This window comes from Actinopolymorpha sp. B11F2, from assembly GCF_040195635.1.
Lineage (GTDB): Bacteria > Actinomycetota > Actinomycetes > Propionibacteriales > Actinopolymorphaceae > Thermasporomyces.
Genome location: NZ_JBEFTX010000005.1, coordinates 383,339 through 407,192, shown reverse-complemented (window position 1 = coordinate 407,192; position 23,854 = coordinate 383,339). Strand labels below are relative to the sequence as shown.

Below are 23,854 nucleotides of genomic sequence, written 5' to 3'. Positions count from 1 at the left end.
GTATGCGAAGAACCCGTGCGGCTTGCCAAACTCCAGCTCACTGCGCCGCCATCGGGTCGACGTTGGCGCTGAGGTAGACGTCGGGCGGGTGGCCGCTGGCGGCGAGCAGCTCCATGGCACGCAGGGCCACAGCCTGCAGGATGGCCGCTCCCACGACGGTCGAGGTCGGCCCCACGGCATGGGCGACGCCGGGTAAGTCGACGCAGGCGTCCCCCGGTGCGCCGTGGTTGTCGAGGACGATGTCGGCGTAGTCGAACAGCCGACCGGGAGCTGGCTGCCGTGGTGCTGTCGACTGGCTGTGCGCCAGGCTGGTCAGAGCGATCGTGTGGACACCGAGCGCTCGTGCGGTGGCAAGTGCTTCGACCGGTACGGCGTTGCGGCCGGAGTTGCTGATTACAAGCAGGACGTCGCCGGCCGCGAGGCGGGCTTCGCGCACGAGCATCTCGCCGTAACCACCGAGCCGTTCCGCCGCTGTCGACTTCGACAGTCCCTCGGCCATGGAAAGCGTCGCGTTGTGGATGATCTCGATCCCGGTCAGCCCGCCTGCCCGACCGCAGAGCTCGAGGGCGAGCAGGGACGAGTGGCCCGTGCCGAACAACGCCACCCGCTTGTGATCCCGAAGAGCAGTGGCGATGCGGTGTGCGGCCGCGTCGATAGCTCCGGCTTCGTCCTTGCGCACCGTGTCGAGCAGGTCATGGAGCGTGCGGAAGTAGTCGTGGTATGCGGGCGGCGATGTGGGTGTCGAGGCTGGCATGAAGCTCCTCTGTGACTGGCGTCCACGCCGAACGCTATGCCGAGAGCCAATCCAAAGTGAACCCTCGACCCGCACCTGGTTGGACCAGTTGCTGCGATCAAGGTGCAAAATCGGCGCCACGGCGGCGTGTTACAGGTGCGTAGCACCAGAATTGGTCTACCCGGAATCGTTGCCAGGCTGGCCGTCCGGACTTGGATCAGCGACCCTGGCAGGAGCCGGTTGTCGGCGCGCCGGCGCGACCGATTGGAGGGGAGTCCCATGAACAGCCTCGTGACAGGGCGGGTCGCCGAGATCAGGACACGGCTCCTGTCGCTCGTCGACGAGCTGCCAGAAGGGTCGATGCTGCCGCCAGAGCGCGACCTGGCCCAGCGCTGGGGTGTGGCCCGGATGACGTTGCGTCGAGCGATGGGTGAGCTGGTCGAGGACGGGTTCCTGGTCAAGCGACAGGGCTCCGGCACCTACACGACGCGGCCGAAGATCGCGCGCCGGCTTGTCATGGCGTCGTTCACCGAGGAGATGCAGCGGCGGGGGTTGACGGCGACGTCCCGGACCATCGAGCTCCGCCGGCGCCGCGCGGACCACCAGCTCAGCCGGACGCTCCGGATCCCGGCCGGCGACCTTGTGCTCAGCATCGTTCGACTGCGACTCGCGGACGGCATTCCGATGGCACTGGAGCGGACGTCCATCCCGGATCGGTATGTGCCCGGACTGACGCTAGACGATCTCGCCGGATCGCTCTACGACGTACTGGCGGGACGCTACGGGGTGGACCTTGTCGCTGGGCAGTCCACGTTGGAGGCCGCGATGCCGGACGCCCGGAGCGCCGTGCTGCTGGAGATTCCAGAGACGCAACCGTGCCTTGCGCGACACGGCATCTCGCTCGACGCGCGTGGCCGGGTTCTCGAACATGCCTTTGCGCTCTACCGCGGCGACAGGTTCTCCATGACGATCGACCTGCATCGGCCGCGCGCGGTGGCCGAGCCGTCGCTTCGACAGAGCGGGTGATCGATCCGGTGGATACCTCGCGTTTTCCGATCGCGGCCGGCGGGCTGATCGTGTCGTGCCAGGCTCCGGTCAGCAGTCCGCTACATGGGCCGTCGCCCATGGCGTTGATGGCGCAGGCCGTCATGCGAGGGGGTGCGCGCGCGATCCGGGCCAACGGGCCCGCCGACGTCGCGGCGATCCGAGCCGCCGTTTCGCTGCCGCTCGTGGGCCTTCACAAGATCGGCGATCCGAGCGGCGTGTTCATCACCCCGACGGTCGCGGCGGCCGCCCCGGTCGTAGCCGCCGGCGCCGATCTCCTCGCGATCGATGGGACGACGCGCCTTCGGCCGGACGGGTCAACCTGCGCCGCCCAGATCCAGGCGATCCAGGCTGAGCTGGGAGTGCTGGTGGTCGCCGACGTCGACTGCCTCGAGGCCGGGCTGCGCGCCCGGGACGCAGGTGCGGATGCGGTCGCCACCACGTTGTCCGGCTACACCGGCCAGGCGTCGCCGCCGGATGAGCCGGACATCGCGCTGGTGTCCGACCTGGCCGCAGCTGTGGACTGCCCGGTGTTCGCCGAGGGCAGGTACCGGACTGCCACGCAGGTACGCACGGCGCTCGATGCCGGAGCGCACGCCGTGGTCATCGGCGCGGCCATCACCAACCCGATGGCGATCACGCAGCGGCTGGTGCACGAGATCGCCCTCTCTGCGGGCCCGGTTCCTGGACGGACTCCGTGATGCTGTACGCCGGCATGGTCGCGTACGCCGCCCCCCTTCCGGTCGGCGTACCACTCGGCGGATACGCGTTCCGGGAGGGTGTCAGTGTCGGGACGCACGACCCGATCACCGCGACCGCCCTCGTCGTCCGGCAAGGACGCTCGACCGTCGCGATCGTCTCGGTCGACCTGGTAGCCGTCACCTCCGCCCTGCGACAGCGGGTGCTAGCCCTCCTCGCGGTCGACCCTGGTCTCCGCCCAGAGCAGGTCCTCCTGGCGGCCACGCACACCCACTCGGGCCCCGGCGGGCCACATGCTGATCTGCATGACGGCGGCGCGTACTACGACGCCGACACCGCCGACAGGCTCGCCGCGACGATCGCCCGCGCGGTTCGGGACGCTCATCGGGACGCTCATCGGGACGCCGAGCCTGTCTCTGTCCGGGCGTGGGCCGGCGTGGCGTCCGGTGTGGCCAGCGACCGTGTGACGGCTGTGGTCGACGTGTCGGTGCCGGCCGCGGTCGCTGTGCTGAGCACCCCCGGCGGGCGGACGATCGGCGCTGTCGCCAACTACGCGTGCCATCCGACGGTGCTGGACGAGTCCAACCTCGAGTTTTCCGCCGACTACGTGCACGCAACTCGGCAAACGCTGCGGGAGCGCCTCGGCACGCCGGTCGTGCTGTTCCTCAACGGGGCGTGCGGTGACCTGAGTACGCGGTACTCGCGCCGTGCGGCAACCTTTGACGAGGCCGCCCGGCTCGGAGGCGTCGCTGCCGACCACCTCGCCGCCCTGGTAACCGACCCACCGGCCGACACGGAGATCCGTTCCCACCCAGCCGTCGACACCCGCACCGAGCTCGTGAACGTCCGCTGCCGAAGGCCCACTCCCCAGGTGACACGAGATGCGCTGCACGGGGCCATGCCCGCCGGGCCGTCGTCACGTGCCGTCCGCGCGGCGCGCTACTCGCTGGAGCTGGAGGAGCGGCTCGCGGCCACCCATGCAGGCCGTGACCTCCGCCTGCCTGTGCAGGTGCTGCGCTTCGGTCCGGTGGCCGTCGTCGGGTTGAGCGTCGAGCTGTTCTCAGCCTGGCGGCCGCGATGGGACGACGCGTTCCCTGGTGTCGTTATGCTGGCGTGCTACGCGAACGACTACCACGGCTACGCTGTCCGCCCGGAGACGCCGGCAGAGGCGTACGAACGCGCGAACAGCTGGCTGCCGGACACAGCAGGCGGCACACTCGTCGACGCGGCCACCCGCCTGCTGGGCCGACAATCCGGCGGGCCGGTCCGACACGGGACGACGTCATGACGGGACAGGTCGTCCTGGCGATCGACGCGGGGCAGAGCGGAACCAGGGCGCGGCTAGTTCGGGGCACCACGGTACGCACCGCCAGCGCTGGCGGCGTGGGTCTGGTCGTCGACGCCGACACGCTGCACCGGACCGCCAAAGTCTTCACTGGACTTTGTGGCACCCTCCTCCGAGATGTCGATGACGCCGCGGTGGACACGGTCGTGGTCGGTACCACCGGTCTGTCGCGTCACCGGGACCAGAATGCCGAGCTGGCCGCGATCCTTCTGGCCCGTACGTCGGCACGCAGGGTGGTCCTGGCTCACGACGGACTTACCGCCCACCTCGGCGCCCTCGGTGGTCGCCCCGGTGTGGTCGCCGCCGTGGGCACCGGCGTCGTGGTCTTCGCCCGTACGTCGACCGGCCGGTGGCTCCCACCGCTGGACGGTCACGGTTCCGCTCTGGGGGACCGCGGCGGGGGTTACCATCTCGGACTCGTCGGCCTGCGCGAGGCGGCTCGCCAGCACGATCTTGGCGAGCTCGCTGCTCCGCTGCTCGACGCGGGCCGCAGGCGCTTCGGCCCGGTGGTCGCCTGGTCCGGCGCGATCGTGGAGGACGGCACCGCGCGAATCGCCGCGTTCGCCCGCGACGTGCTCCGCCTCGCTGCCGGGGGTGACCCGACGGCCATCCAGATCAGCGCGCTCGCGGCGGGAGAGCTTGCTCGCACAGTCTGCGCCGCTGTGTGTGCCCTGCGATCGGCTGGCGACGAGCCTATGGAGACAGTGGACGTATCGTGGTCGGGCTCAGTGCTGACTGATCCTTCGTACCGCACGTTGGTCACGGCGCGTATCAAGGAACTCTGCACAGATGTCACCGTGCGGGCGCCCGAGGGATCCGGACTCGACGGCGCCATAATCCTCAGCACAATCGCCGAGCTGGCGCCGGCGCCGGGCCTCGTGGAGGTCTACGGTCCCTGATCCACGACCGTCGGATCACGATGCCGCACCTGCTGCGCAACCGCGTCGCTTCTATGTAGACATATGCGGAGGGCGAGGTTTCCGGGGCCTCGATTCCGGCTGATCGATGTGAGCCAGGCGCCCAGGCCGCCGCAGAGGGGTTCCGGGAGCGGTTCCATGACTCTTCCTCTATGTCCCCGATCCGTCGCGTGACGGCGCCATAGGCAAGGAACGGTGGCACCCTTACTCGAGCAATGCGTCCGATTGCGGAGGCGGCTGCCGAAGCTCCCGGGCGACACCGGCCGGAGCGAGGTCGTCACACCCCGACGATGCGTCATCGCTTCACCGCATCGCATCGTCACCGACCTCGACGCCCTGCGCCGTCACCGGATCCTTGGGCACATCCTCGCCCCGTTACCTTCTTCGTGGCTCCAGGTTGGGGCTGCAGGCCACCGGTTCAGGCATGACTGGCTGCCCCTGTCGTCGATGATCTGGGGGGGTGTTGTCACCTGGGCTGGCGGATGCCAGTGACCGCTGATAGAGACCTGGCCTTGATCGTGAAGGTCTGTTCGTAACGTGGCTGCCGGCGCGGGTGTCCTGGTCGGCCTGGCACTTGAAGCGAGGAGACCTTCGTTGTCGAACTCCGACAAGTCTGCCGTGGAGCCGTTCGGTGTGTTCTGCGGCCTGGACGTTGGCAAGGGTGAGCACCACGCCGTCGCGCTGGACCCGGGCGGACGGCGGCTATACGACCGGGCCCTGCCCAATGACGAGGCTGCTCTGGGCAGCGTGTTCGGCGAGCTCAGCACTCACGGCAGGGTGCTGGTGGTGGTGGACCAGCCGGCCTCGATCGGAGCGCTGCCCATCGCGGTCGCTCGTGACCTGGGCATCGAGGTGGCCTATCTGCCCGGGCTGGCGATGCGCCGGATCGCCGACCTGCACCCCGGACAGACCAAGACCGACGCCCGCGACGCCTACGTCATCGCCGACGCGGCACGCACGATGCCGCACACTCTGCGCCGGATCCGCGGCGAGGACGAGACACTGGCCGGGCTCGGGGTTCTCGCCGGCTATGACGCGGACCTGGCCGCACAGTCCACGCGGCTGACCAACCGGCTCCGCGACGCACTGCTCAACGTCCACCCGGCCCTGGAACGCCTTCTGGGCAAGCACATCCACCGTGGTGGGGTCCTTGACCTACTCACCGTCGCCGCCACCCCGGACGCCCTACACTCGCTCGGCGTCGACGGCGTCACGGCCGCTATGACCGTCCGTTCACCCCGACTGGCCAAGACCCTGCCCGCGCAGATCCTCACCGCTCTGGATGCCCAGACGGTGACCGTCCCGGGCACCACCGAGTTCGGACGCGTCATCGCCGGCGTCGCCGGCCAGCTGCGCGACGTTCTCGCCGAGAGGACCTCCCTCGCCGCCGACCTCGAGTCCCGCCTGGAGGCCCACCCTCTTGGACAGGTCCTGACCTCGATGCCAGGCGTCGGGATCAGGACCGCCATCATCCTGCTGGTCATCGTCGGCGATGCCTCAGCGTTCCGCACCGCCGCACACCTGGCCGCCTACGCCGGCCTGGCCCCGATCACCCGCCGATCCGGCTCCTCAATCAAGGGCGAAACCCGCTCCCAACGCGGAAACCACACCCTCAAGTCAGCGCTGTTCTTGTCGGCATTCGCCAGTCTCGCCGACCACGAAAGCCGCGCCTACTACGACCGCAAACGAGCCGAAGGCAAACGACACAACGCCGCCCTGATCTGCCTCGCCCGCCGCCGCATCGACGTCATGTTCGCCATGATCCGCGACCGCAAGCCCTACCAGCCGCCGAGCAGCCGAAACCCAACCCCACAGACCACGGCGGCTTGACAGCCGCCATAGAGACACCCCCCGCGCCCGATCCCCAGCCACGATCGTTCATTGCTCACTGGGGGTCAGCGGATGGAGAGTTGTTTCTCGAGGTCGGCCTTGAGTTGGTCGCCGCCGCGTTTGTGCCACTCCGCCCGGCACGTGGCGAGGTCGCTCATCGGGCGGCGGCCGGTGACGATCTGGTTGACGTAGTCGGTGGTGACCTTCTCCAGTACTCCGCCGACTCGGTCCGCCACCGACGACGAAAGGCTGGCGATCGGGTCGTCCACCGCGCCGTCCATCATCGACTCGGCGTACGCCAGCGCCTCCTTGTGCCCGTTCGGGTTGCCTGGGAAGTAGTACCCATGCGGGTACTGACCGAGCCCGGCCAACTCACTCTGCAGGTTCCCGTCGTCGACCGGGATCGGCTCGCCCTTTGCGTTGTAGTTGTAGTGCCGGCCTTCGATGCCGAACCGGTTGAACATGTACTCCTCGGTCCCGAATGAGGCGTTCAGGAAGTCCAGGCAGCGCAGGATCGCCTCCACCCGGGACGGGTTCTTCGCCGACTTCGCCGAGATCCCCCAGCGGGAGAACCAGCCCGTCGTCTTCACCCAGGCGGCCTTCCCCCCGTCGTGCCCGGGCGGCAGCAGCGGGACAATGCCGGGGTTCTTCTGCCGGATGCCGTACAGCGGTGAGCTCACCGTGAACGGGTACATCAGCCCGCTCTTCATGATCCCGAGCAGCCCGGACTCGAACATCCCGATCGCCTTGATCTCCTGGGCGTCCAGGGCCAGCGCGTCCGGGTGGAAACCACCGCCGGCCCAGACCTCCCGGCACCAGGCGATCGCCGCCTCGTATTCCGGAGTGTCCAGCCGGTTCACCAGCGTCCCACCGTCTTCGCGCCACTCCGGGCCGGCCCGAAACATCGCGTTCACCAATCCCATCACTGGACCGGGGAAGGCGCCGATGCCGTACGGCGTGTGGCCGTTGACCGTGCCGATCGCCTTCGGGATCGCGGTGAAGAACTCCTTCAGCTCGCTGGCGTTCGCGGGTGGCTTGGTGAAGCCGATCTTCGCCGCCCAGTCGCCGCGGTACGGGAACACCGTGTCCACCGCCGGCACCGGATTGGTCACGCCCATCACCCGGCCGTCGATGAGGGTGACCTTCCATGCCTGCTCCGGCGTGTTGTTTGACAGGTTCGGGTAGCTCTTCATCTTGTCGCCGGACAGGAACTCGCTGAGGTCCGCGAACGCCCCCTGCCGCAGCGCCTTGTCACTGGTCGGATTCGGCAGCAGCGCAGTCACGTCCGGCAGGTTGCCGCTGGCGAGCAGGGTCGCCAGCTTCGACTCGTACGAGTCCGACGGGCCCCAGATCATCTTCAGTTCGAGCCCGAGCTTGTCGTTCAGCCGCTGCCAGAACGGGTTCTTCTCCGGCGGAGGCGCGGGCGGACCCCAGATGATGGTGAACATTGACATCGAGCCGCCGTCGCCGGGTTTGTTCGGCCACGCCTTGCGTAGCGGCTGCGGGACTCGGGCGTAGGCGTTCGGCAGTCCGGCGTGCTTCGCCTTGATCTCACCCGGAACCGCCGGCGCCGGGAGGTGCTTCGGCAGCTCGATCGCGCCTTTGCCGGCCTTGACGCCGGAACTGCCGGACGATCCGCTGCACCCCGGTACGACGAGAGGGGCTGTCCCCGCGGCCCCGGCCTGCAGCAGCAGGCGTCGGCTCAGCACGGACGATCGGGTGTCAGACATTGTGGTACCTCCTGGGAGATTCGGACGGTTCAGCCTTTGATGGCGCCGGTCAGCACGCCCTTGGTGAAGTACTTCTGGAGGAATGGGTAGACCAGCAGGATCGGCAGCACGGCCAGTACGACGACCGCCATCTGCACCGACTGCGGTTCCGGGATCACCTGGTTCGGGTTGTCCACCTGCGGGATCGGCGAGCCCTGGATCACGTACAGGTTCAGCACCAGCTGGATCGGCCACTTGCTGGTGTCGTTGATATACAGCAGCGCGTTGAAGAACGAGTTCCAGTAGCCGACGGCGTAGAACAGCGCGATCACGGCGTGCACGGCCTTCGACAGCGGCAGCACGATGCCGGTGTAGACCTGCCGGTCGTTGCAGCCGTCGATCCGTGCCGCCTCCAGCAGCTCGCGCGGGATCTGGAGAAAGAAGTTGCGCAGCACGACGAGGTTGAAGGCGCTGACTAGTCCGGGCAGGATCAGTGCGGCGTAGCTGTCGAGCAGTCCGAGGTTCTTGATGAGCAGGAAGTTCGGGATCATCCCGGCGCCGAACAGCATCGTGAACAACGCCAGGTAGAGCACGGCGCGCAGGCCCGGCAGGTCCCGGGTGCGGGTCAGCCCATAGGCCATCATGCTGGTGCTGATCACCGACAGCGCGGTGCCGACGACCGTGATGCCGGCCGACACCAGCAGCGCCCGGCTGACGATGCCGCCGCGTATGATCGACTGGTACGCGTCCAGGCTCCATGCTCGCGGAAGCAGGCCGCCGTACCGGACGTCGGCGGACTCGGCCAGTGACACCGCGATGACGTTCCAGAACGGGTAGAGCATCAGCGCGCTGATCGCCAGCACCACGATCAGCTTGGCCGTTCGTACCAGAACCGACGGTCGCCCCATCCAGACCGGGCGCGTGTGCCGGGCCACCTAGAACAACCCCTCGTGCCCGAAACGCTTGCTCAGGGCGTTGGCCCCGAGCACCAGCACGGTTCCGACGACACCCTTGACCAGACCGACCGCCGTGGAGAACCCCCAGTCGGCGCCGACCACGCCACGGAAGTACACGAAGGTGTCGAGCACCTCGGCGGCGTCGGCGCCCACCGAGCTGTACTGCAGGTAGATCTGCTCGAACCCGACGGTCAGCACGTCGCCGAGTCTCAGCACCAGCAGCAGCATGGTCACCGGCAGCAGCCCCGGCAGGGTGATGTGCACGATCCGCTGCCAGGCGTTGGCGCCGTCGGTCGCGGCGCTCTCGTACAGCTCGTTCGGGATCGTGGTCAGCGCGGCGAAGAAGATGATCGTGCCCCAGCCGGAGTCCTTCCAGATCACCTGCGAGGTGACCAACAGCGGGAACGTCTCCGGGTTGCTCATGATGTTGACGTTCTCGGCCCCGAGTCGGCGGAATAGGTCGGCCACGACCCCGGCGCCACCGAGAATCTGTTGCCAGATCGAGATGACGATCACCCAGGAGATGAAGTGCGGCAGATACACGATCGACTGCACCCAGCGCTTCACCGCCGGCGAGATCAGTGAGTTCAGCAGCAGTGCCAGCGCGATCGGCGCCGGGAACGCGAACATGATCTGCAGCAGCGACAGCTGCAGGGTGTTCACCACCGCGTGCGCGACATCGGGGTCGGACAGCAGCCGGCTGAAGTTGTCCAGCCCGACCCACGGACTCCCTGCAAACCCGAGAAACGGCGAGTACTCCTGGAACGCAGCGACGTTGCCCAGCATCGGTACGTACGCGAACAGCACGAAGAAGACCAGCCCGGGCAGCACGAACAGATACATCCGCCAGTGCCGCAGGACCAGCGCACGCCGGCCCGACCGCCGTATGGCTCGGGTCGCCGGCAAAGTCGCGGCACGGGTGGCGCCTGCAGTCACGACGGACTCCTCTCGCACGAGCCCCATCGTGTTCCTGGGCGATCTGGCCAGGCAATCGATCCGAGTAGACCACTTGCGGGTGGCTGGCTCCGGTGTGGGCGGGTCGCGCGGCGCACTGTGGATCGGCGGCGGGTTCCGTTCCCGGCGGTACCCGGTCACCTGGCGGCACAACCGCGGGCACCACAACATCGAGCACGACTTCGTCGCCGGACTGATCGACTACGGGCACACGCTCGGCAGCCGTACCCTGCTCGGGTTCGTTCCGTTCGACTTCGACGGCATCAACCAGTACGCCGTCCAGCACCCGCGGCTGAAGGCGTTCGGTGCCAACGGCAAGTACCTGGAGTCGCAGGGCATCCATTGCTGGGGCTATGCGCTGAATCCGGCGCTGGCGGAATCGCGGCGACTCGTCGCCGAGTACGTAAAGGAGCTGTACGACGACTTCTACCCGAACGCCGACGGGCTGCTGATCGAGTCGTCGGACCTGAAGCTAGGCAGCGGTCCCGGCAACCACCACGCGCTGGAGTTCGAGCTGGTCCGGGAGATCTCAGCGGACTACTCGGCCGGGCATCCCGACGGCGAGGTAGTGGTCTACCCGCACTACTTCCGCACCGACCTCGGCCGGACCAGCTGGTACGACGACCGCTGGCGGCTGGTATTCACCTCGCACAGCACCGAGCTCGACGATTGGCTGATCGGCAGGGCCGCGTACACGTTCTACGCGGACTACTCGATGATGACCGGCGACCCGGCCAGGTTCGGCGGTCGTGCCGGCTGGTCACCGGCCGCGGGATCGACAGCTACCTGCCGCCGTTGGAGTTCTTCACCTACACCCCGGAGCGCGGCGAGATGGGCGAGCCGGCGGTGATCGGACGCGCGCCGCGGCCGTTCGGGCTGCGGCACCTCAGCGCTCCGTGAACCCGTACGACGATCTGCTGGTGGCGGTCCCGGATCGCCGTCCGGGTCTTCCGGCGGGATCCCTAGCTGGAGCTGGACGAGTTCTGGCCGGTACTGCGGCGCGAACTGCTCGGCGCGGACGCGTCCGAGTCAGACCTGGCGGATCTGTGCACGCTGCACGCCGTGCACTTGCGGCACAAGAGCTACTTCAGCGCCGGACCCGCGGCATTACCGCGGACCTTCCGCGACCTGCTCGACCGGGGGGCGGCTCGGACCGGGCGACCTAGAGTGGATCGCCGCGCGGCTGGTCGAGCTACCAGCGATCCATGACCGGCTGGCTGCCAGCCGGTCGGCAGCGGCGAACGCGCTGGCCACGCGCGCCGCCGACGTGCTAGCTGCCTGGGACGAACCGTCACGCACGTTGCTGCACGACCACCTCCGGGCAGCGTGATGACCACGCGTCCGGACTTCCAGGACCGAGCAGGTGGCAGGGCGACGGCTTCCGGCACGGCGGTGATGGCGTCGACGCGCTGCTGCGAACGTCGGCCACATAGGGGTCGATGGTGCGACGACTTGTTGCCAGAAGAACTGACCCGATCCTCGAGAGCCGGAGAGGTATCGAGGACGGAGCGCTGCCCATGTCAACGATGCGAAATCGCTCCGTCGACCGACAAGTGGTCTAGTCAGCTTGCTTTACTCCGCGCGGCGACGCACCGATAGTCCTGATGGCGCGCTGTCACTGGGAGGTCATCATGCTACGCACGTCGCGGAAGCTCGCCCTAGGAGTCGCCCTCGCTCTTGCTCTCACTGGCGCGCTCTCACCGGAGCCGGCCGCCTCGGCCAAGAAGCCCACCGAGGGTGGTGACGCCGTGCTGAGCAGCGTCTGGACTCAGGACGCGTACCAGAATGTGTTCGCCGACGATGTTCCGCCACCAGAGGCGTCTCGCTCACTGTCCATGGTGGCCGCCCGCAACGAGTTCGAGTCTGGCCAGATCATGGTCCGCAAGACCAGGGCGTTCGAAATCAGCGAGGTCAGGTTCAGTCCGCTGACTAGTGAAGCCGGCACCATCGACACGGACAACCTCGACTACCGCTTCGTCGAATACGAGTACATCAAGGCGAACTCCACGTTCGCCGGTCGCCAGCCGATCAGCAACCCGATCCGCAAGGCACCGGGAATGTATCCCGACGCGTTGTCCAACGAGCGATCCATGAGCGTCGAGGCGAACACCACCCAACCCGTCCGGGTCCGCGCGTATGTCCCGAAGGCCACCCGACCCGGCACCTACCGCGGCATGGCGACGTTGGTGACCAGCCTCGGCAACCACACTGTGCCGATCACCTTGACGGTGGCGGGGGTGACCATTCCAAACGCTGGCCAGAGCAGCTTCACCACTGACCTCTGGATGCTCCAGTATGGCTCGCTGTCGTGGGACGAAGGGGCCGGCGACACCATCGGGCTGTTTTACGGCTACAAACGACTCAGCCCACAGTGGTGGCAGCTGATGGAAGAGTTCGCTACATCGATGCGAGAAAACCGGCACAACAACCTGCCGGTGAACATGCTCCAGCTTCTGATCGGTGGCGGCACCACTGTCGATGCGGCTGGCCGCTACGACTTCGACTGGTCGCTGTTCGACGAGTTCGTCGAGTTCTTCCGCGACCGCGGTGTGGTCAAGCAGTTGGAGGGATTCTGGATGGCCGGGCCGAACGTGCGCGGTGTCCCGTACCCCCGATTGGAGATCATCGATCGTGATGACAAAGGCAAGGCGGTCCGGGGATACGCCGAGTGGGACGGTGACAAGGCGGCGAACTTCGTCGACCAGTTCGTCCCGGCGCTTCGCGATCACGTCCGCGCCAATGGCTGGTCGGCCCAGTGGTGGATGCACGTCGGCGATGAGCCGAGCGGCACGGAAAACGTGCGGATGCACCTCGGTCTGGCCAAGCGCTACCGCGAGCTCTGGCCCGACGTGAAGCTGTCGGACGCGATAGTCGACTGGGGCAGCGTCGAGCAGGTCGCGCCGCACCAGGACTTCCTGATCCCCAACGAGCTGACCCTCAACGAACACGAGGACTTCTATTCCGCCCAGGTCGCCGCCGGCAAGCAGGTCTGGCTCTACAACTGCAACGTTCCGACGCACAACTACCTGAACCGGTTCATCGACCAGCCGGTCTGGCACCAGCGGTCGACGATGTGGTACGCGTACAGCCGCAACCTGTCCGGCTACCTGCACTGGGCATTCAACAACTGGCAGTACCGGATGGACGACCAGGAGGTCCGCGGCGACGGGTGGATCACCAAGCCCGATCCCGAGAACAACACACTCAAGTACACGGTTCGCCTCGAGTCGTTGCGCGACGGGCTGGAGGACCGCGAGCTGCTCGAGATCGTCGGCAACCGCGATCCCGGCCTGGCCCGCGACATCGCACGCACATTGGTCACCACCGCCAACCGATATTCCCGCGACACCGGCTACATGGCCAGGATCCGCACCCTGCTGGTGCACGCCGCCGCCGGCGAGGCCGTGCCACATGACCTGGCCCGCGGCGCAACCGCCACCGCCTCCAGCGCGGCGCCCGACCACCCAGCCGCGGCCGCCATCGACGGCGATCCGACTATCACTGGCTGGCGACCCGCGGTCGACCAGACCGGCGAACAGTGGATCCAGGTCGACCTCGGCCGGCAGATCCAGGTCGACGCCGTCCAGCTGCGCTGGAGTGGCCGCCCGTCGTCGTACCGGATCGAGACCTCCTACGACGGCGATCACTGGGCCACCGCCGACCACGTCCAAACCAAGGACGGCAGCATCGATCTCGCCGGTCTGAACGCCAAAGCCAGCTACCTGAGGGTCCTGGCGACCGGCGACAGCTACCAGCTTTCCGCGCTGCAGGTCAGTGGCGCGCCACTGGCGCGGCCGAACCTCGCCGGTGGCCGCCCGTACACGAAACCGGATCCGGTCGCCGCCTATCCCGACGCAGGCGATCGGGAGTCCACCGACGGCGTGCTCGCCGGCCACTACAGCGACGCCAGGTCGTACGCCTACGACGTCGCCTCCGGGAGCACGCGAACCGTCGACGTCGTGGTCGATCTCGGCACCGTACGACGATTCGACCAGATCCGGGTGCATCGCTACGAGGAGTTCGAGCGCTTCCGGTACGCCCCGGATCGGGTCACCATCGCGGTAAGTGCCGACGGCTCGACCTATCAGCGGAAGGCCGGTCTGTCGATAGCCAACGGTTCCGACGGTCTCTGGTACGACGCGCGCTTTCCCGTGTCCGAGGCCCGCTACCTCAAGGTCAGCTTCACCAAGGACTACGGCGATCTTGCCGACATGGTGTTCCTCGACGAGATCGAGGCGTACGGACCGGGCGACGGCTGGCTCAGCAATGTGGCCGAGGGGCAGCGTTATGCCAAGTCGGCCGAGCCTGACGATCCCGACTATCCCGACAGGGGAAACCGCGAGTCCACCGACGGCGAGATCGGCGGGCACTACTCCGACGGCCGGAGCTACGGCTACTACCTCAACCCGGGCGAGTCCCGCACCGTCACCGTCACCGTCGACCTGAACGGGCCAAAGGCGGTGCGCGAAGTTCAGGTGAAGCAGTACGCCGACGGCGTACACCAGTACGCCCCGGATCGTGTCCGGGTGCGGGTCAAGCCGATCGGCGGTGAATTCCGCCCGGTTGGCGAGCTTGCCTGGGCCAGCGGCGGTTGGTACGACATCGGCTTCGACGAGCAACTGGTCACCGCGGTTCAGGTCGAGGTCACCAAGCGGGAGGGCAGCTTCGCCGACTATCTGTTCCTGGATGAGATCGCGGTGCTCGGTGACCTGTCCCGGTCGCCGACCAACCTGGTCACCGGCTCGACGTACCAGCGCAGCACCGCCGAGCTGGACCCGAGCTATCCAGACAGCACCGGGATCGAGTCGACCGACGGCGTGCTCGCGGGCCATTACAGCGACGGCAGGTCGTGGGCCTACCACCTTCGGCCAGGACAGACGCTGACCGCGGACATCGACTTCGACCTCGGTACGCCACGCTCGCTGAGCCTCGCCCGGTTCCGGGCGTACAACGACGGCGAGCACAACTACCGACCAGATGCCGTGACGGTGTTGACCAGCGACGACGGGAAGACCTTCACCGAGCGGGCGATGACCGCCGAACCTACCAACCGATGGTTCGAGGCACCACTGAGTGGAGTGTCGGCCCGGTACGTGCGATTCCGGGCGATCAAGAGCGATGGCTGGTTCGCCGACTACATCTTCGTCGATGAGTTGGAGGTCTTCGGGCGGTGAGGATCCGCCGTGGAGCGAGGCAGGTCCGTGGGGGCGGGAAGTGGTCTAGTCGGGGTGCTGTACAGCCGCTATGACGGCTGGCCATGGTGGTCGCCATGACGACGCCGACGTTTTGTTGCGTACCGGACAACGACCTGTACCGCGCATTCCTCGACGGGGGCGGCGAGGCACGGAGGGTGCCGGACGTCGCTGAGGCGGTCGAGCGGGCCGAGCCGCAGGGCACGGTCCTGGTGCTCGCCGACGGCTACCCGCACCGGCGTACCGAGATGCCGGTCGAGGTGCTCGAACTCGCCGCTGCCAAAGGGTTGCGGATGTACGTGGAGTTCCCCCACGACCTGCCAGCGGTGTCCTTCGGCGAGCCGCGGACCGCCCAGTGGGAGCGCCTGGTCGTCACCGACGAGACCTTCGGCCCGGCGCTGCCGGCGGCCAGCCTATTGAGTGCACATGCTTGTGTGTTCCTGCCGACAAACCACCAACGACCACTGCTGGTCATCGCCCGGATCGCCGGCTACGACCGCGCAGACTTCGGTGTCCCGGCGTCCGCCTACCCGGCGCTGTTCGAACTCTCCGGCCAACCAGGCGTCCTGGTCGCGTCCACCAAGCTCAGTGGCTTCCGCACCGGCCGGTACGCCCCCACCGCTCGATGGACGCAGCTGTGGAGCGGGATCCTCGACCGGCTGCTACCCGACGGCCCGCCCACCCTGACCTGGACGCCCGTCGTCTCCCCCACCCACCAGCCTCACACCCAGCTCGAGGCGGACGCCGAAGGAACAGCGGTCGAGCGGGCCTGCCAATGGCACCTCGCCTCACACGTGCTGCTCACCAAGGCTGGCAATCAGGCGGTTCGCACCGGGCTCGATCAGAACGCCGAGGCCATACCGCCGGACCGGCTGCCACTCGACGCCGGCGACGGCAGCAACGGTGTACTCGAAGGCTTCGAGTCACAGATCCAACCCGACGGGACCCAGCGATGCCGGCTACCACTGCGCGCGGACTCCACAGCGGAGACCGCGATGGTGCTCGCGGTCTCACAAGCCGGCACTGCCGCGGACAACCTGCTCGACTACCTGTTCCGGTCGTCCGGAATGTGCGCCGGCGACCGCGCTGACGCCGACCATCCGTCGTACGGACTGATCTCTTGGGGGGTGGGGCATCCGGACTGGGAGATCGCGAACTACGGCGACGACAACGCCCGGGTCCTGCTCGGCTGCCTGCTGGCAAGCGCCCGACGCAACCCCACCCGATGGACCGAACCGATCCTGAAAGCCGTCCTGGCGAACTTCCGCACCACCGGCCGCAGCGGATTTCGCGGTGACCGGATCGACATGCCCGAGTTGACCAGCCGCGGCTGGCGAGCCTACTTCGACGCCGCCCTCGACAACCCGTCCCCGCATTTCGAGGCGTACCTCTGGGCCTGCTACCTGTGGGCCTATGCGACCACCGGATACCGGCCATTCCTGGAACGTACGACGACCGCGCTCGCCTCGATGATGAGCACCGGACCGACCGGCTGGCGACGCAACGACACCACCGAGCGAGCCAGGATGCTGCTGCCGCTGGCCTGGCTGGTCCGGGTCGACGACACCCCACGACATCGCGGCTGGCTGCACGAGATCGCCACCGACCTGCTCCGCCACCAACACCCCAGCGGAGCGCTGCCCGAGCTGGAGGCAGGCGGACTGGCGATCTTCAAGGTGCCGCAGACCAACGAGGAGTACGGCGTCACCGAATCGCCCATCATCCAACGGACCGGCGACCCGGCAAGCGACCAGCTCTACACCACCGGGTTCGCGCTCCTCGGCCTCCACGAAGCGATCGCCGCCACCGGCGACCCCACACTGCGCGAACCCACCGACCGGCTCGCCGACTACCTCGTACGGATCCAGACCCGCAGCGACCAACCCTGGCTGGATGGCACCTGGCTGCGATCCTTCGACTTCCAGCGGTGGGACTACTGGGGCAGCTCAGGCGACCTCGGCTGGGGCGCCTGGTGCATCGAACTCGGGTGGGCACCGGCATGGACCACCGCCACCCTCGCCCTCCGCCAATCCCAGTCGTCACTGTGGGCCGAGGCCAGCCGTGTCATACCAGACAAGAACCTGTCCAGACAGCTCCTCCGCGGCATGCTCGCAGAACGGCTCGACGAGGACTTCGACTAGGCCGTCCACGCCGATGGAGGTCTACCCGCGGTCGAGTATCGCGACCTCGGGACCGTCGAGGTAACAGGTCGCGACACTGCCGCCGACCAGTGAGCCGAAGTGGTCTACTCCGCAATTCCGGACCCTCTTCCAATGGTGGTCTCGCAGGCATATGCATAGCTGACACGCCTCGATCGTCTTCTTACTCCAGACAGGACACAAGTAATGAGCACTTGCGGCACCGTCGATCGTCGGACGCTTCTCCGCTTCGCTGTGGCGGCCCCCGCGGCGGGCTTGGTCGCGTCCTGCGCCCAGCCTGCCAAGTCCGGAGCTCCGGCAGTGGCGCCGACCGCCTCCGGATCGATCAAGGTGGACCCGTCGGCGCCGTTGGAGTTCTTCAACTTCGACGGCGGCTACGGCAAGGAGTGGACCACTCTTCCGTTGGACCTGTACCGCAAGGAGTTCCCGAAGGCGAAGGTCAAGCTGTCCAGCGGGCAACAGCTGCAGCAGCAACTGCAGCCGAGGTTCGTCCAGGGCAACCCGCCGGACCTGATCGAGAACGTCGGCTTGGACGGCGCCGCGCTGGCTGCGCAGAACCAGCTGCTGGAGATCAGCTCCCTCCTGTCCGCGCCAGCATTCGACCAACGAGGCAAGACCGTCGCGCAGACACTGCTGCCGGGTGTCGCCGAGACCGGGCGGTACGACGGAAAGAAGTACCAGATGGCCTACGTGTTCGGAGTCGGCGGAATCTGGTACTCCAAGCCGCTGATGGACAAGCACGGCTGGGAATATCCGAAGGACTGGGACCAGATGTTGGCCCTCTGCACGGAGATCAAGAAGACCGGTGTCGCTCCGTGGACGTACCAAGGCAAGTTCCCGGGCTACCTGTCCGTCCCGCTGCTGTGGACCGCGTATAAGGCCGCCGGGCCGTCGATCCGCGCGGCTGTCGACAATCTGGAGCCGAACGCGTGGCGGCACCCGGCCTTCATCGAATCCGCCACCCGCTACCAGGAGTTGGCGTCGAAGAAGTATCTCCTGGAGGGATCGCAGGCCCTGACCCACACCCAGTCGCAGACTTACTGGGCGCAGGGCAAGGCGGTGTTCATCCCGTGCGGCGGCTGGCTCGAGAACGAGCTCGGCGACATCGCGCCGAAGGACCTCGGCATGACTGTCGCGCCGGTGCCCGGCCTACAGGCCGCCACGGACAAGGTGCCGTTCCACATGGTCAGCGGCGGCCCTGGTGGCGCGTTGATCGTGCCTGCCAAGGCGAAGAATCCCCAAGGTGGCCTGGAGCTGCTTCGGATCATCTTGTCGAAGCAGTCGATGCAGAACTTCACCAAGCTGACCAACTCGATGACCGTGGTGAAGGGCGCCAGCGAGGGCCTGCAGTTGTCGTCCGCGATGGCGTCGATGGAGAACGTCGTCGCCGACGCCGGCACCGACATCGTGCAGGACTGGAACTTCCGACTCTGGTACGCCAAGATGCTCGCGAATTTCGACCAGGCGATGGCGGCGCTGATGAACCTCGACATCACGCCCGACGAGTGGAGCAAGCGAGTGCAGAGAATCGCCGACGACACCGCCAAAGACCCCTCGATCAAGAAGTACCACTCCTGACATGCACCACGGGAAGTACCGCTTCATCCTCATCCTGCTAGTCCTTCCGCTCGCGCTCTACACGATCTTCGTACTCTCGCCGTACGTACAGGCGTTCTCGATCGCGATGACGGACTGGCAGGGGCTGTCGCCGACGTACAACTACACCGGATTCGCCAACTTCACCCGGTTGTTCCACGACGGCGACTTCTGGATCGGTCTACGGCACAATCTGTTCCTGCTCACTTGCATCCCACTGATCGTCTGCACGCTGGCGTTGTTCTTCTCGACAATGCTCAACCATCGCGGCAGCGTCCACGGAGCGCGGTTCTACAAAGTGGTCTACTTCTTTCCCAGTGTGCTGTCGATCGCCGTCGTCGCGGTGCTGTGGCAGTTCGTCTACGAGCCGCGCAACGGGCTGTTGAACGGCTTCCTCGACGCGATCCGGCTGGACAGCCTTCGGCACACCTGGCTCGGCGATGGCGATACCGCACTCGGTGCGATCATGGCGGTCGTGGTGTGGGGCGGTGTCGGATTCTACGTCGTGTTGTTCACCGCCGCGATGAGCGCGATCCCGGCGGAGCTCTACGAGGCCGCACTGCTGGACGGCGCCGGAAAGTGGCAGTCGTTCTGGCGGCTCACGCTTCCGCTGATCTGGGGGAGCGTGCAGGTCTCGTTGGTCTACCTGGTGATCGGCTCGCTCGACATGTTCGGGCTGGTCAACATCTTGTCCGTCGGTCCAGGCGGGCCGGACAACGCGACCCAGGTGATCTCGCTGTACATGTACCAGAACGCTTTCAAGTTCGGGCAGTTCGGCTATGCCAGCGCGATCGGCGTCACGCTGTTTGCGCTCACCCTTGTCCTGACCCTGCTCGCGTTCCGGCTCACCCGCCGCGAGCGCGTCGAATACTAAATGGAAGGTTCGATGGCGACGCTTCTGGACCCCCCGAAGGCAATGCCGGTCGAGCCAGGCAACGATAGCGCGCGGCGTCGCGGTCGCGGTGTCGAGCTGGTCCTGGGCGGGACCGGGCAGGCGTTCGTCGCGCTCTGGGCGGTGATGGTGGTCTTCCCACTGCTGTGGACGGTGGTGAGCTCGTTCAAGTCCGACCGGGAGATTTTCGACAGCCCATGGAGGCTTCCGTCGACGTGGCACTGGGACAATTTCTCGCGAGCCTGGCAGCAGTCGAACATCGGCGGCTACTTCCTGAACAGCGTGATCGTCGTGTGTTCCGGCGTCGTGCTGACGCTGCTGCTGTCGTCGGCGGTTGCGTACGTGCTGGCGCGGTTCGAGTTCCCCGGCAACCGGGTGCTCTACTACTTGTTCGTCGGCGGGATGGTATTTCCAGGCTTTCTCGCGCTGGTTCCGTTGTTCTTCGTCGTACAGAATCTCGGCCTGCTCAACACCTATCTGGGGTTGATACTTGTCTATGCCACGCATGGAATGTCTTTCTCGGTGTTTTTCCTGACCGCATTCTTCCGGACCCAATCCCGCGAGCTCGCCGAGGCGGCTTTGGTGGACGGGTGCACGCACTGGGGTGTGCTGTTTCGAATCATGCTGCCGCTGGCGCGGCCGGGCCTGGTCAGCATCGGCATCTTCCAGTTCCTCGGCATGTGGAACGAATACCTGCTGCCGCTGGTATTGAACACCGACGAGAAGCACTACCTAGTGACGCAGGGGCTGGCGAACATCGCCGTGACGCAGGGGTACCACTCCGACTGGTCGGGGCTGTTCGCCGGTCTGACGATCTCGATTCTGCCGGTGCTTGCGGTATATCTGGCGTTCCATCGGCAGATCAGCGCCGGCATGACCGCGGGTGCGCTCAAGTGACGGCCTCGGAGCGAACGCATCTTGTGGCCAATGCCATTGTCGATGTGACTCCGCCACCGGCCGCCCGCATCCCTACGGACCGTGTGCTCGTCTGCGCGTCGCACAGCCACTCCGTGTGGCACACGATCGCCTGGACGATCAGCGGTCCGGGCACTGTCGAGGTCGCGCCGTACGGTGGGTCGCCCAGGCCGTGCTGGCGCGGCCTCAGATAGCGGCGAGGCCCATGACAGGGGCGTCGGGGAGACGACGACAGCGGCCGCCGGGCGGCCGGGAAAGGGTCGATATGACAACAGCGCTCAGCAAGAGCACCCTGAAGGCGGCGCTCGGCACGCCGGCCGGGCGATCGGAGACCGTCCGTGACACGGTCGCGCGGATCATCGAGGACGTGGGTACTCGCGGCGACGCGGCCGTGCACGAGTACTCGCAGCGGTTCGACGGATGGAGCCCTGACGACTTCCGGCTGACCACGGCCGAAGTCGAGCGGGTCGTGGCCTCCGTGCCCGGCCAGGTGATCGAGGACATCCGGTTCGTCCAGCGGCAGGTGCGCGGGTTCGCCCAGGTCCAGCGCGACTCGTTGCGCGACGTCGAGGTGGAGACGCTACCGGGGGTACGCCTCGGCCAGCGGCACGTCCCGATCACCGCGTCCGGCGCATACGTCCCGGGCGGGCGCTATCCGCTGACAGCCTCGGCGCACATGACTATCGTGACGGCTAAGGTGGCCGGCGTGGAGCGGGTGGTCGCCTGTACGCCACCCATCCGTGGCCAAATGCCGGCGGCCACTGTCGTGGCGATGGCACTCGCTGGCGCCGACGAGATCTACCTGCTCGGCGGCGTACAGGCGGTGGCGGCCCTAGCGCTCGGCACCGAGACGATCGACCGGGTGGACCTGATCGCCGGGCCGGGCAACGCGTACGTCGCGGAGGCCAAGCGCCAGCTCTTCGGTGAGGTGGGCATCGACCTGTTCGCCGGGCCCACCGAGATCCTGGTCATCGCTGACGAGCACGCGGACCCGTTCGTGGTGGCGGTCGACCTGCTCAGCCAGGCCGAGCACGGCCCGGACTCGCCTGCCGTGCTGATTTCCACGTCGGCGGAGCTAGCCCGTACCGCCATCGAGCACGTCGAGCGGCTGCTGCCTGGCATGCCGACCCGGGACATGGCCGAGCCCGCCTGGCGGGACCACGGCGAAGTGCACGTAGTGCCCGACCTGGACGCGGCGTTCGCGCTGGCCGACGGGTACGCGAGCGAACACGTCCAGGTGCTCACCCGGGAGCCGCGCCGGGCACTGGTCCGCATGCGGCACTACGGCGCGCTGTTCCTCGGCGAGGGAACCTGCGTCTCGTACGGCGACAAGGTGATCGGCACCAACCACGTGCTGCCCACCCGGAAGGCGCCGCGCTACACCGGCGGGCTGTGGGTGGGCAATTTCCTTCGGACGGTCACCTACCAAGAGGTCACCGATCCGGTCGCGAGTGCCTACCTGGGTGAGCTGTGCGGCCGGGCCGCCCGGGTCGAGCTGTTCGAGGGGCACGCGCGCTCCGGCGACGTCCGGGCGGCCAAGTACGCCGATGCTCCGCTGCCGTGGACCGACCACCGTTTTCCCGAACCGGCGTAACGGCGCTGCTGCCCGACACGCCGCTCCGGCGCCGGATTGATCCCTGGCCGCTCGCACAGTGCTGGTGACCGGCGTTTGGCGGCCCGGCCGGGTCGACGTGCTGGCCAGCAACGGCGGGGCGAACCGGCCGCAGCCGGCATTGGCGGCGGACGAGGCCGCCTGGGATGAGGTGCTGAACGCCAACCTCAAGGGGTCTTGTTCCTCTGCCAGACGTTCGCCCGGCGTCCACCGGCTCCTACTCGCCTGGCCCGCCACGCCCGGCGGATCCCGTGGTCGACGCCGAAACGCGCGCGAACCTCGAACGCGCAGAGCTCCCGCGACGATCGTCGACGGACTCCTGACGGTCGCCGATGGACCCCGATATGGAGACGTCGAGTCGCTCCGCATGAAGCTTCTCGTAGAAGGGCTCGTGGGGAGCGGCGAACCGGGCTATCTGTCAGAATTCTCGACGGTGTGTGTGTATCCACGCGTTCGCGCCTTCCAAGCCGGAGCAGGCACTGGCGTCCCGAGCGCCAACGCATCGTTCAGCGCACCGATCATTGCCCTTCCCGTCCTCGGTGTTCGCCATAGCCTAGGTCGTTCTCCCTGACACGTACCGCCGGCCGGTCGGACGTGTCGTCGCTGCATGGACGGCTGCGGGGGAGTAGCCGGTCGGGCAGCGGCTGCCGACGTAGACCTCACCGCGCCGCCATCATCTAGCGAAACGCGGGGCCAGTTCGGTAGCCTTCGGCCATGCTGCTCATGGACGTCTAGCGCGGCCGCCTCGGTCACTGTGCCGAGGTGTGCCTCTTTTTCGCGCACGTCCACGCACCGCGCCGGGATACCGTCGCGGCGGTGGCGATGGAGTCCAGCAGGAAACAGGCCTCGGCCAGGCCGGGGCCGCAGAGGACATGCGCACCCCACGGAGGCGTCCGGTCAGCCGCCAGGATGCCGATGCCGCAGTCCGCGGCGGCCAGCGCGGCTCCCGGTCCGGCCGAGACCAGCGCCACGATTGTCCAGCTCGCCGCTTACGGATCCGTGACCGGTGCGCTGCTGGCGCTGGGCGGCCCGCGGGCGAGTGCGACCGAACGGGCCGTGCTCGGTGTCAACGGCGCGGCCGGCGTCGGCCTGGTATCAGGCATCTGGTCCGCCCGCGCACTGGCCCGGCGACCGGCTCCGGTGGTGTCGGACGCCCAGATCTGGCACGAGCTGGAATCGGCGGAGGCGGCCAGGGGCCTGGGCAGTACGCCGGACGGGCTCACCGACACCGCTGCCGCGGAACGACTCGCCTCCCGTCGACCGGACCCTGAGGAACGTCCGCCAGGCATCCATTGATGAGC

17 protein-coding genes are annotated in these 23,854 nt (G+C 67.4%); 13 read left to right on the top strand and 4 right to left on the bottom strand.

All coding sequences use genetic code 11. The features are described 5' to 3' along the window. Positions 1-37 precede the first annotated feature (37 nt). Positions 38-754 (bottom strand): sugar isomerase domain-containing protein, encoded by a 717-nt coding sequence (locus ABN034_RS12675; RefSeq protein ID WP_349691205.1) that lies wholly within the window; start codon positions 752-754, stop codon positions 38-40. Positions 755-1,012: 258 nt separating this feature from the next. Here ABN034_RS12675 and ABN034_RS12670 point away from each other — a divergent pair, with 258 nt between their 5' ends. From ABN034_RS12670 to ABN034_RS12650, 5 genes are all read left to right on the top strand, one after another. Then, entirely contained in the window at positions 1,013-1,759 is a 747-nt protein-coding gene (locus tag ABN034_RS12670; protein WP_349691204.1) for a GntR family transcriptional regulator, read from the top strand. Continuing rightward, positions 1,759-2,478, top strand: coding sequence for an N-acetylmannosamine-6-phosphate 2-epimerase (locus tag ABN034_RS12665; protein ID WP_349691218.1), 720 nt, complete (start codon positions 1,759-1,761; stop codon positions 2,476-2,478). The genes ABN034_RS12670 and ABN034_RS12665 overlap by 1 nt, the downstream gene beginning before the upstream one ends. Further along, positions 2,478-3,764, top strand: a complete 1,287-nt coding sequence (locus ABN034_RS12660) for a neutral/alkaline non-lysosomal ceramidase N-terminal domain-containing protein (RefSeq protein ID WP_349691203.1) — start codon at positions 2,478-2,480, stop codon at positions 3,762-3,764. Before ABN034_RS12665 ends, ABN034_RS12660 begins: the two co-directional genes overlap by 1 nt. Beyond that, a complete protein-coding gene (locus tag ABN034_RS12655; protein ID WP_349691202.1) occupies positions 3,761-4,720 on the top strand; it encodes a BadF/BadG/BcrA/BcrD ATPase family protein in 960 nt (319 codons plus the stop codon). The genes ABN034_RS12660 and ABN034_RS12655 overlap by 4 nt, the downstream gene beginning before the upstream one ends. Positions 4,721-5,332: 612 nt before the next feature. Next, on the top strand, positions 5,333-6,568 hold the full coding sequence (locus ABN034_RS12650) for an IS110 family RNA-guided transposase (RefSeq protein ID WP_502879025.1): 1,236 nt from the start codon (positions 5,333-5,335) through the stop codon (positions 6,566-6,568). Positions 6,569-6,633: 65 nt separating this feature from the next. Here the strand turns inward: ABN034_RS12650 and ABN034_RS12645 are convergent, their stop codons facing one another. From ABN034_RS12645 to ABN034_RS12635, 3 genes are read right to left on the bottom strand one after another with little or no spacing between them, the layout of a single operon-like run. Further along, positions 6,634-8,298 (bottom strand): extracellular solute-binding protein, encoded by a 1,665-nt coding sequence (locus ABN034_RS12645; RefSeq protein WP_349691201.1) that lies wholly within the window; start codon positions 8,296-8,298, stop codon positions 6,634-6,636. A 29-nt stretch (positions 8,299-8,327) separates the two neighbouring features. Continuing rightward, the gene (locus ABN034_RS12640; RefSeq protein ID WP_349691200.1) at positions 8,328-9,212 is read right to left on the bottom strand and encodes a carbohydrate ABC transporter permease; all 885 of its coding nucleotides are present in this window, start codon (positions 9,210-9,212) and stop codon (positions 8,328-8,330) included. Next, positions 9,213-10,169, bottom strand: a complete 957-nt coding sequence (locus ABN034_RS12635; protein ID WP_349691199.1) for an ABC transporter permease — start codon at positions 10,167-10,169, stop codon at positions 9,213-9,215. Between the two features lie 79 nt (positions 10,170-10,248). Between ABN034_RS12635 and ABN034_RS12630 the strand changes: the two genes are divergently transcribed. From ABN034_RS12630 to ABN034_RS12595, 8 genes are all read left to right on the top strand, one after another. Next, entirely contained in the window at positions 10,249-11,037 is a 789-nt protein-coding gene (locus ABN034_RS12630; RefSeq protein WP_349691198.1) for a hypothetical protein, read from the top strand. 781 nt (positions 11,038-11,818) lie between these two features. Next, on the top strand, positions 11,819-15,361 hold the full coding sequence (locus ABN034_RS12625; RefSeq protein WP_349691197.1) for a discoidin domain-containing protein: 3,543 nt from the start codon (positions 11,819-11,821) through the stop codon (positions 15,359-15,361). A 95-nt stretch (positions 15,362-15,456) separates the two neighbouring features. Further along, on the top strand, positions 15,457-17,520 hold the full coding sequence (locus ABN034_RS12620; RefSeq protein WP_349691196.1) for a hypothetical protein: 2,064 nt from the start codon (positions 15,457-15,459) through the stop codon (positions 17,518-17,520). 204 nt (positions 17,521-17,724) lie between these two features. Continuing rightward, positions 17,725-19,116 (top strand): N-acetylglucosamine/diacetylchitobiose ABC transporter substrate-binding protein, encoded by a 1,392-nt coding sequence (gene ngcE, locus ABN034_RS12615; protein WP_349691195.1) that lies wholly within the window; start codon positions 17,725-17,727, stop codon positions 19,114-19,116. Position 19,117: 1 nt separating this feature from the next. Beyond that, on the top strand, positions 19,118-20,008 hold the full coding sequence (locus ABN034_RS12610) for a carbohydrate ABC transporter permease (protein ID WP_349691194.1): 891 nt from the start codon (positions 19,118-19,120) through the stop codon (positions 20,006-20,008). 12 nt (positions 20,009-20,020) lie between these two features. Beyond that, the gene (locus ABN034_RS12605) at positions 20,021-20,923 is read left to right on the top strand and encodes a carbohydrate ABC transporter permease (protein ID WP_349691193.1); all 903 of its coding nucleotides are present in this window, start codon (positions 20,021-20,023) and stop codon (positions 20,921-20,923) included. 283 nt (positions 20,924-21,206) lie between these two features. After that, positions 21,207-22,535: a histidinol dehydrogenase gene (gene hisD, locus ABN034_RS12600; RefSeq protein ID WP_349691192.1), complete on the top strand. Its 1,329-nt coding sequence runs from the start codon at positions 21,207-21,209 to the stop codon at positions 22,533-22,535. Positions 22,536-23,468: 933 nt separating this feature from the next. Then, positions 23,469-23,849 (top strand): hypothetical protein, encoded by a 381-nt coding sequence (locus ABN034_RS12595; protein ID WP_349691191.1) that lies wholly within the window; start codon positions 23,469-23,471, stop codon positions 23,847-23,849. The last annotated feature ends 5 nt before the right edge of the window (positions 23,850-23,854 follow it).

What these genes read in the sequence shown, in the direction of transcription:
- ABN034_RS12595 (WP_349691191.1), top strand. Translation starts at nt 23,469, where the DNA reads ATGCCGCAGTCCGCGGCGGCCAGCGCGGCTCCCGGTCCGGCCGAGACC.
- ngcE (WP_349691195.1), top strand. Translation starts at nt 17,725, where the DNA reads ATGAGCACTTGCGGCACCGTCGATCGTCGGACGCTTCTCCGCTTCGCT.
- ABN034_RS12620 (WP_349691196.1), top strand. Translation starts at nt 15,457, where the DNA reads ATGACGACGCCGACGTTTTGTTGCGTACCGGACAACGACCTGTACCGC.
- ABN034_RS12610 (WP_349691194.1), top strand. Translation starts at nt 19,118, where the DNA reads ATGCACCACGGGAAGTACCGCTTCATCCTCATCCTGCTAGTCCTTCCG.
- hisD (WP_349691192.1), top strand. Translation starts at nt 21,207, where the DNA reads ATGACAACAGCGCTCAGCAAGAGCACCCTGAAGGCGGCGCTCGGCACG.
- ABN034_RS12675 (WP_349691205.1), bottom strand. Translation starts at nt 754, where the DNA reads ATGCCAGCCTCGACACCCACATCGCCGCCCGCATACCACGACTACTTC.
- ABN034_RS12655 (WP_349691202.1), top strand. Translation starts at nt 3,761, where the DNA reads ATGACGGGACAGGTCGTCCTGGCGATCGACGCGGGGCAGAGCGGAACC.
- ABN034_RS12670 (WP_349691204.1), top strand. Translation starts at nt 1,013, where the DNA reads ATGAACAGCCTCGTGACAGGGCGGGTCGCCGAGATCAGGACACGGCTC.
- ABN034_RS12625 (WP_349691197.1), top strand. Translation starts at nt 11,819, where the DNA reads ATGCTACGCACGTCGCGGAAGCTCGCCCTAGGAGTCGCCCTCGCTCTT.
- ABN034_RS12605 (WP_349691193.1), top strand. Translation starts at nt 20,021, where the DNA reads ATGGCGACGCTTCTGGACCCCCCGAAGGCAATGCCGGTCGAGCCAGGC.
- ABN034_RS12660 (WP_349691203.1), top strand. Translation starts at nt 2,478, where the DNA reads ATGCTGTACGCCGGCATGGTCGCGTACGCCGCCCCCCTTCCGGTCGGC.
- ABN034_RS12645 (WP_349691201.1), bottom strand. Translation starts at nt 8,298, where the DNA reads ATGTCTGACACCCGATCGTCCGTGCTGAGCCGACGCCTGCTGCTGCAG.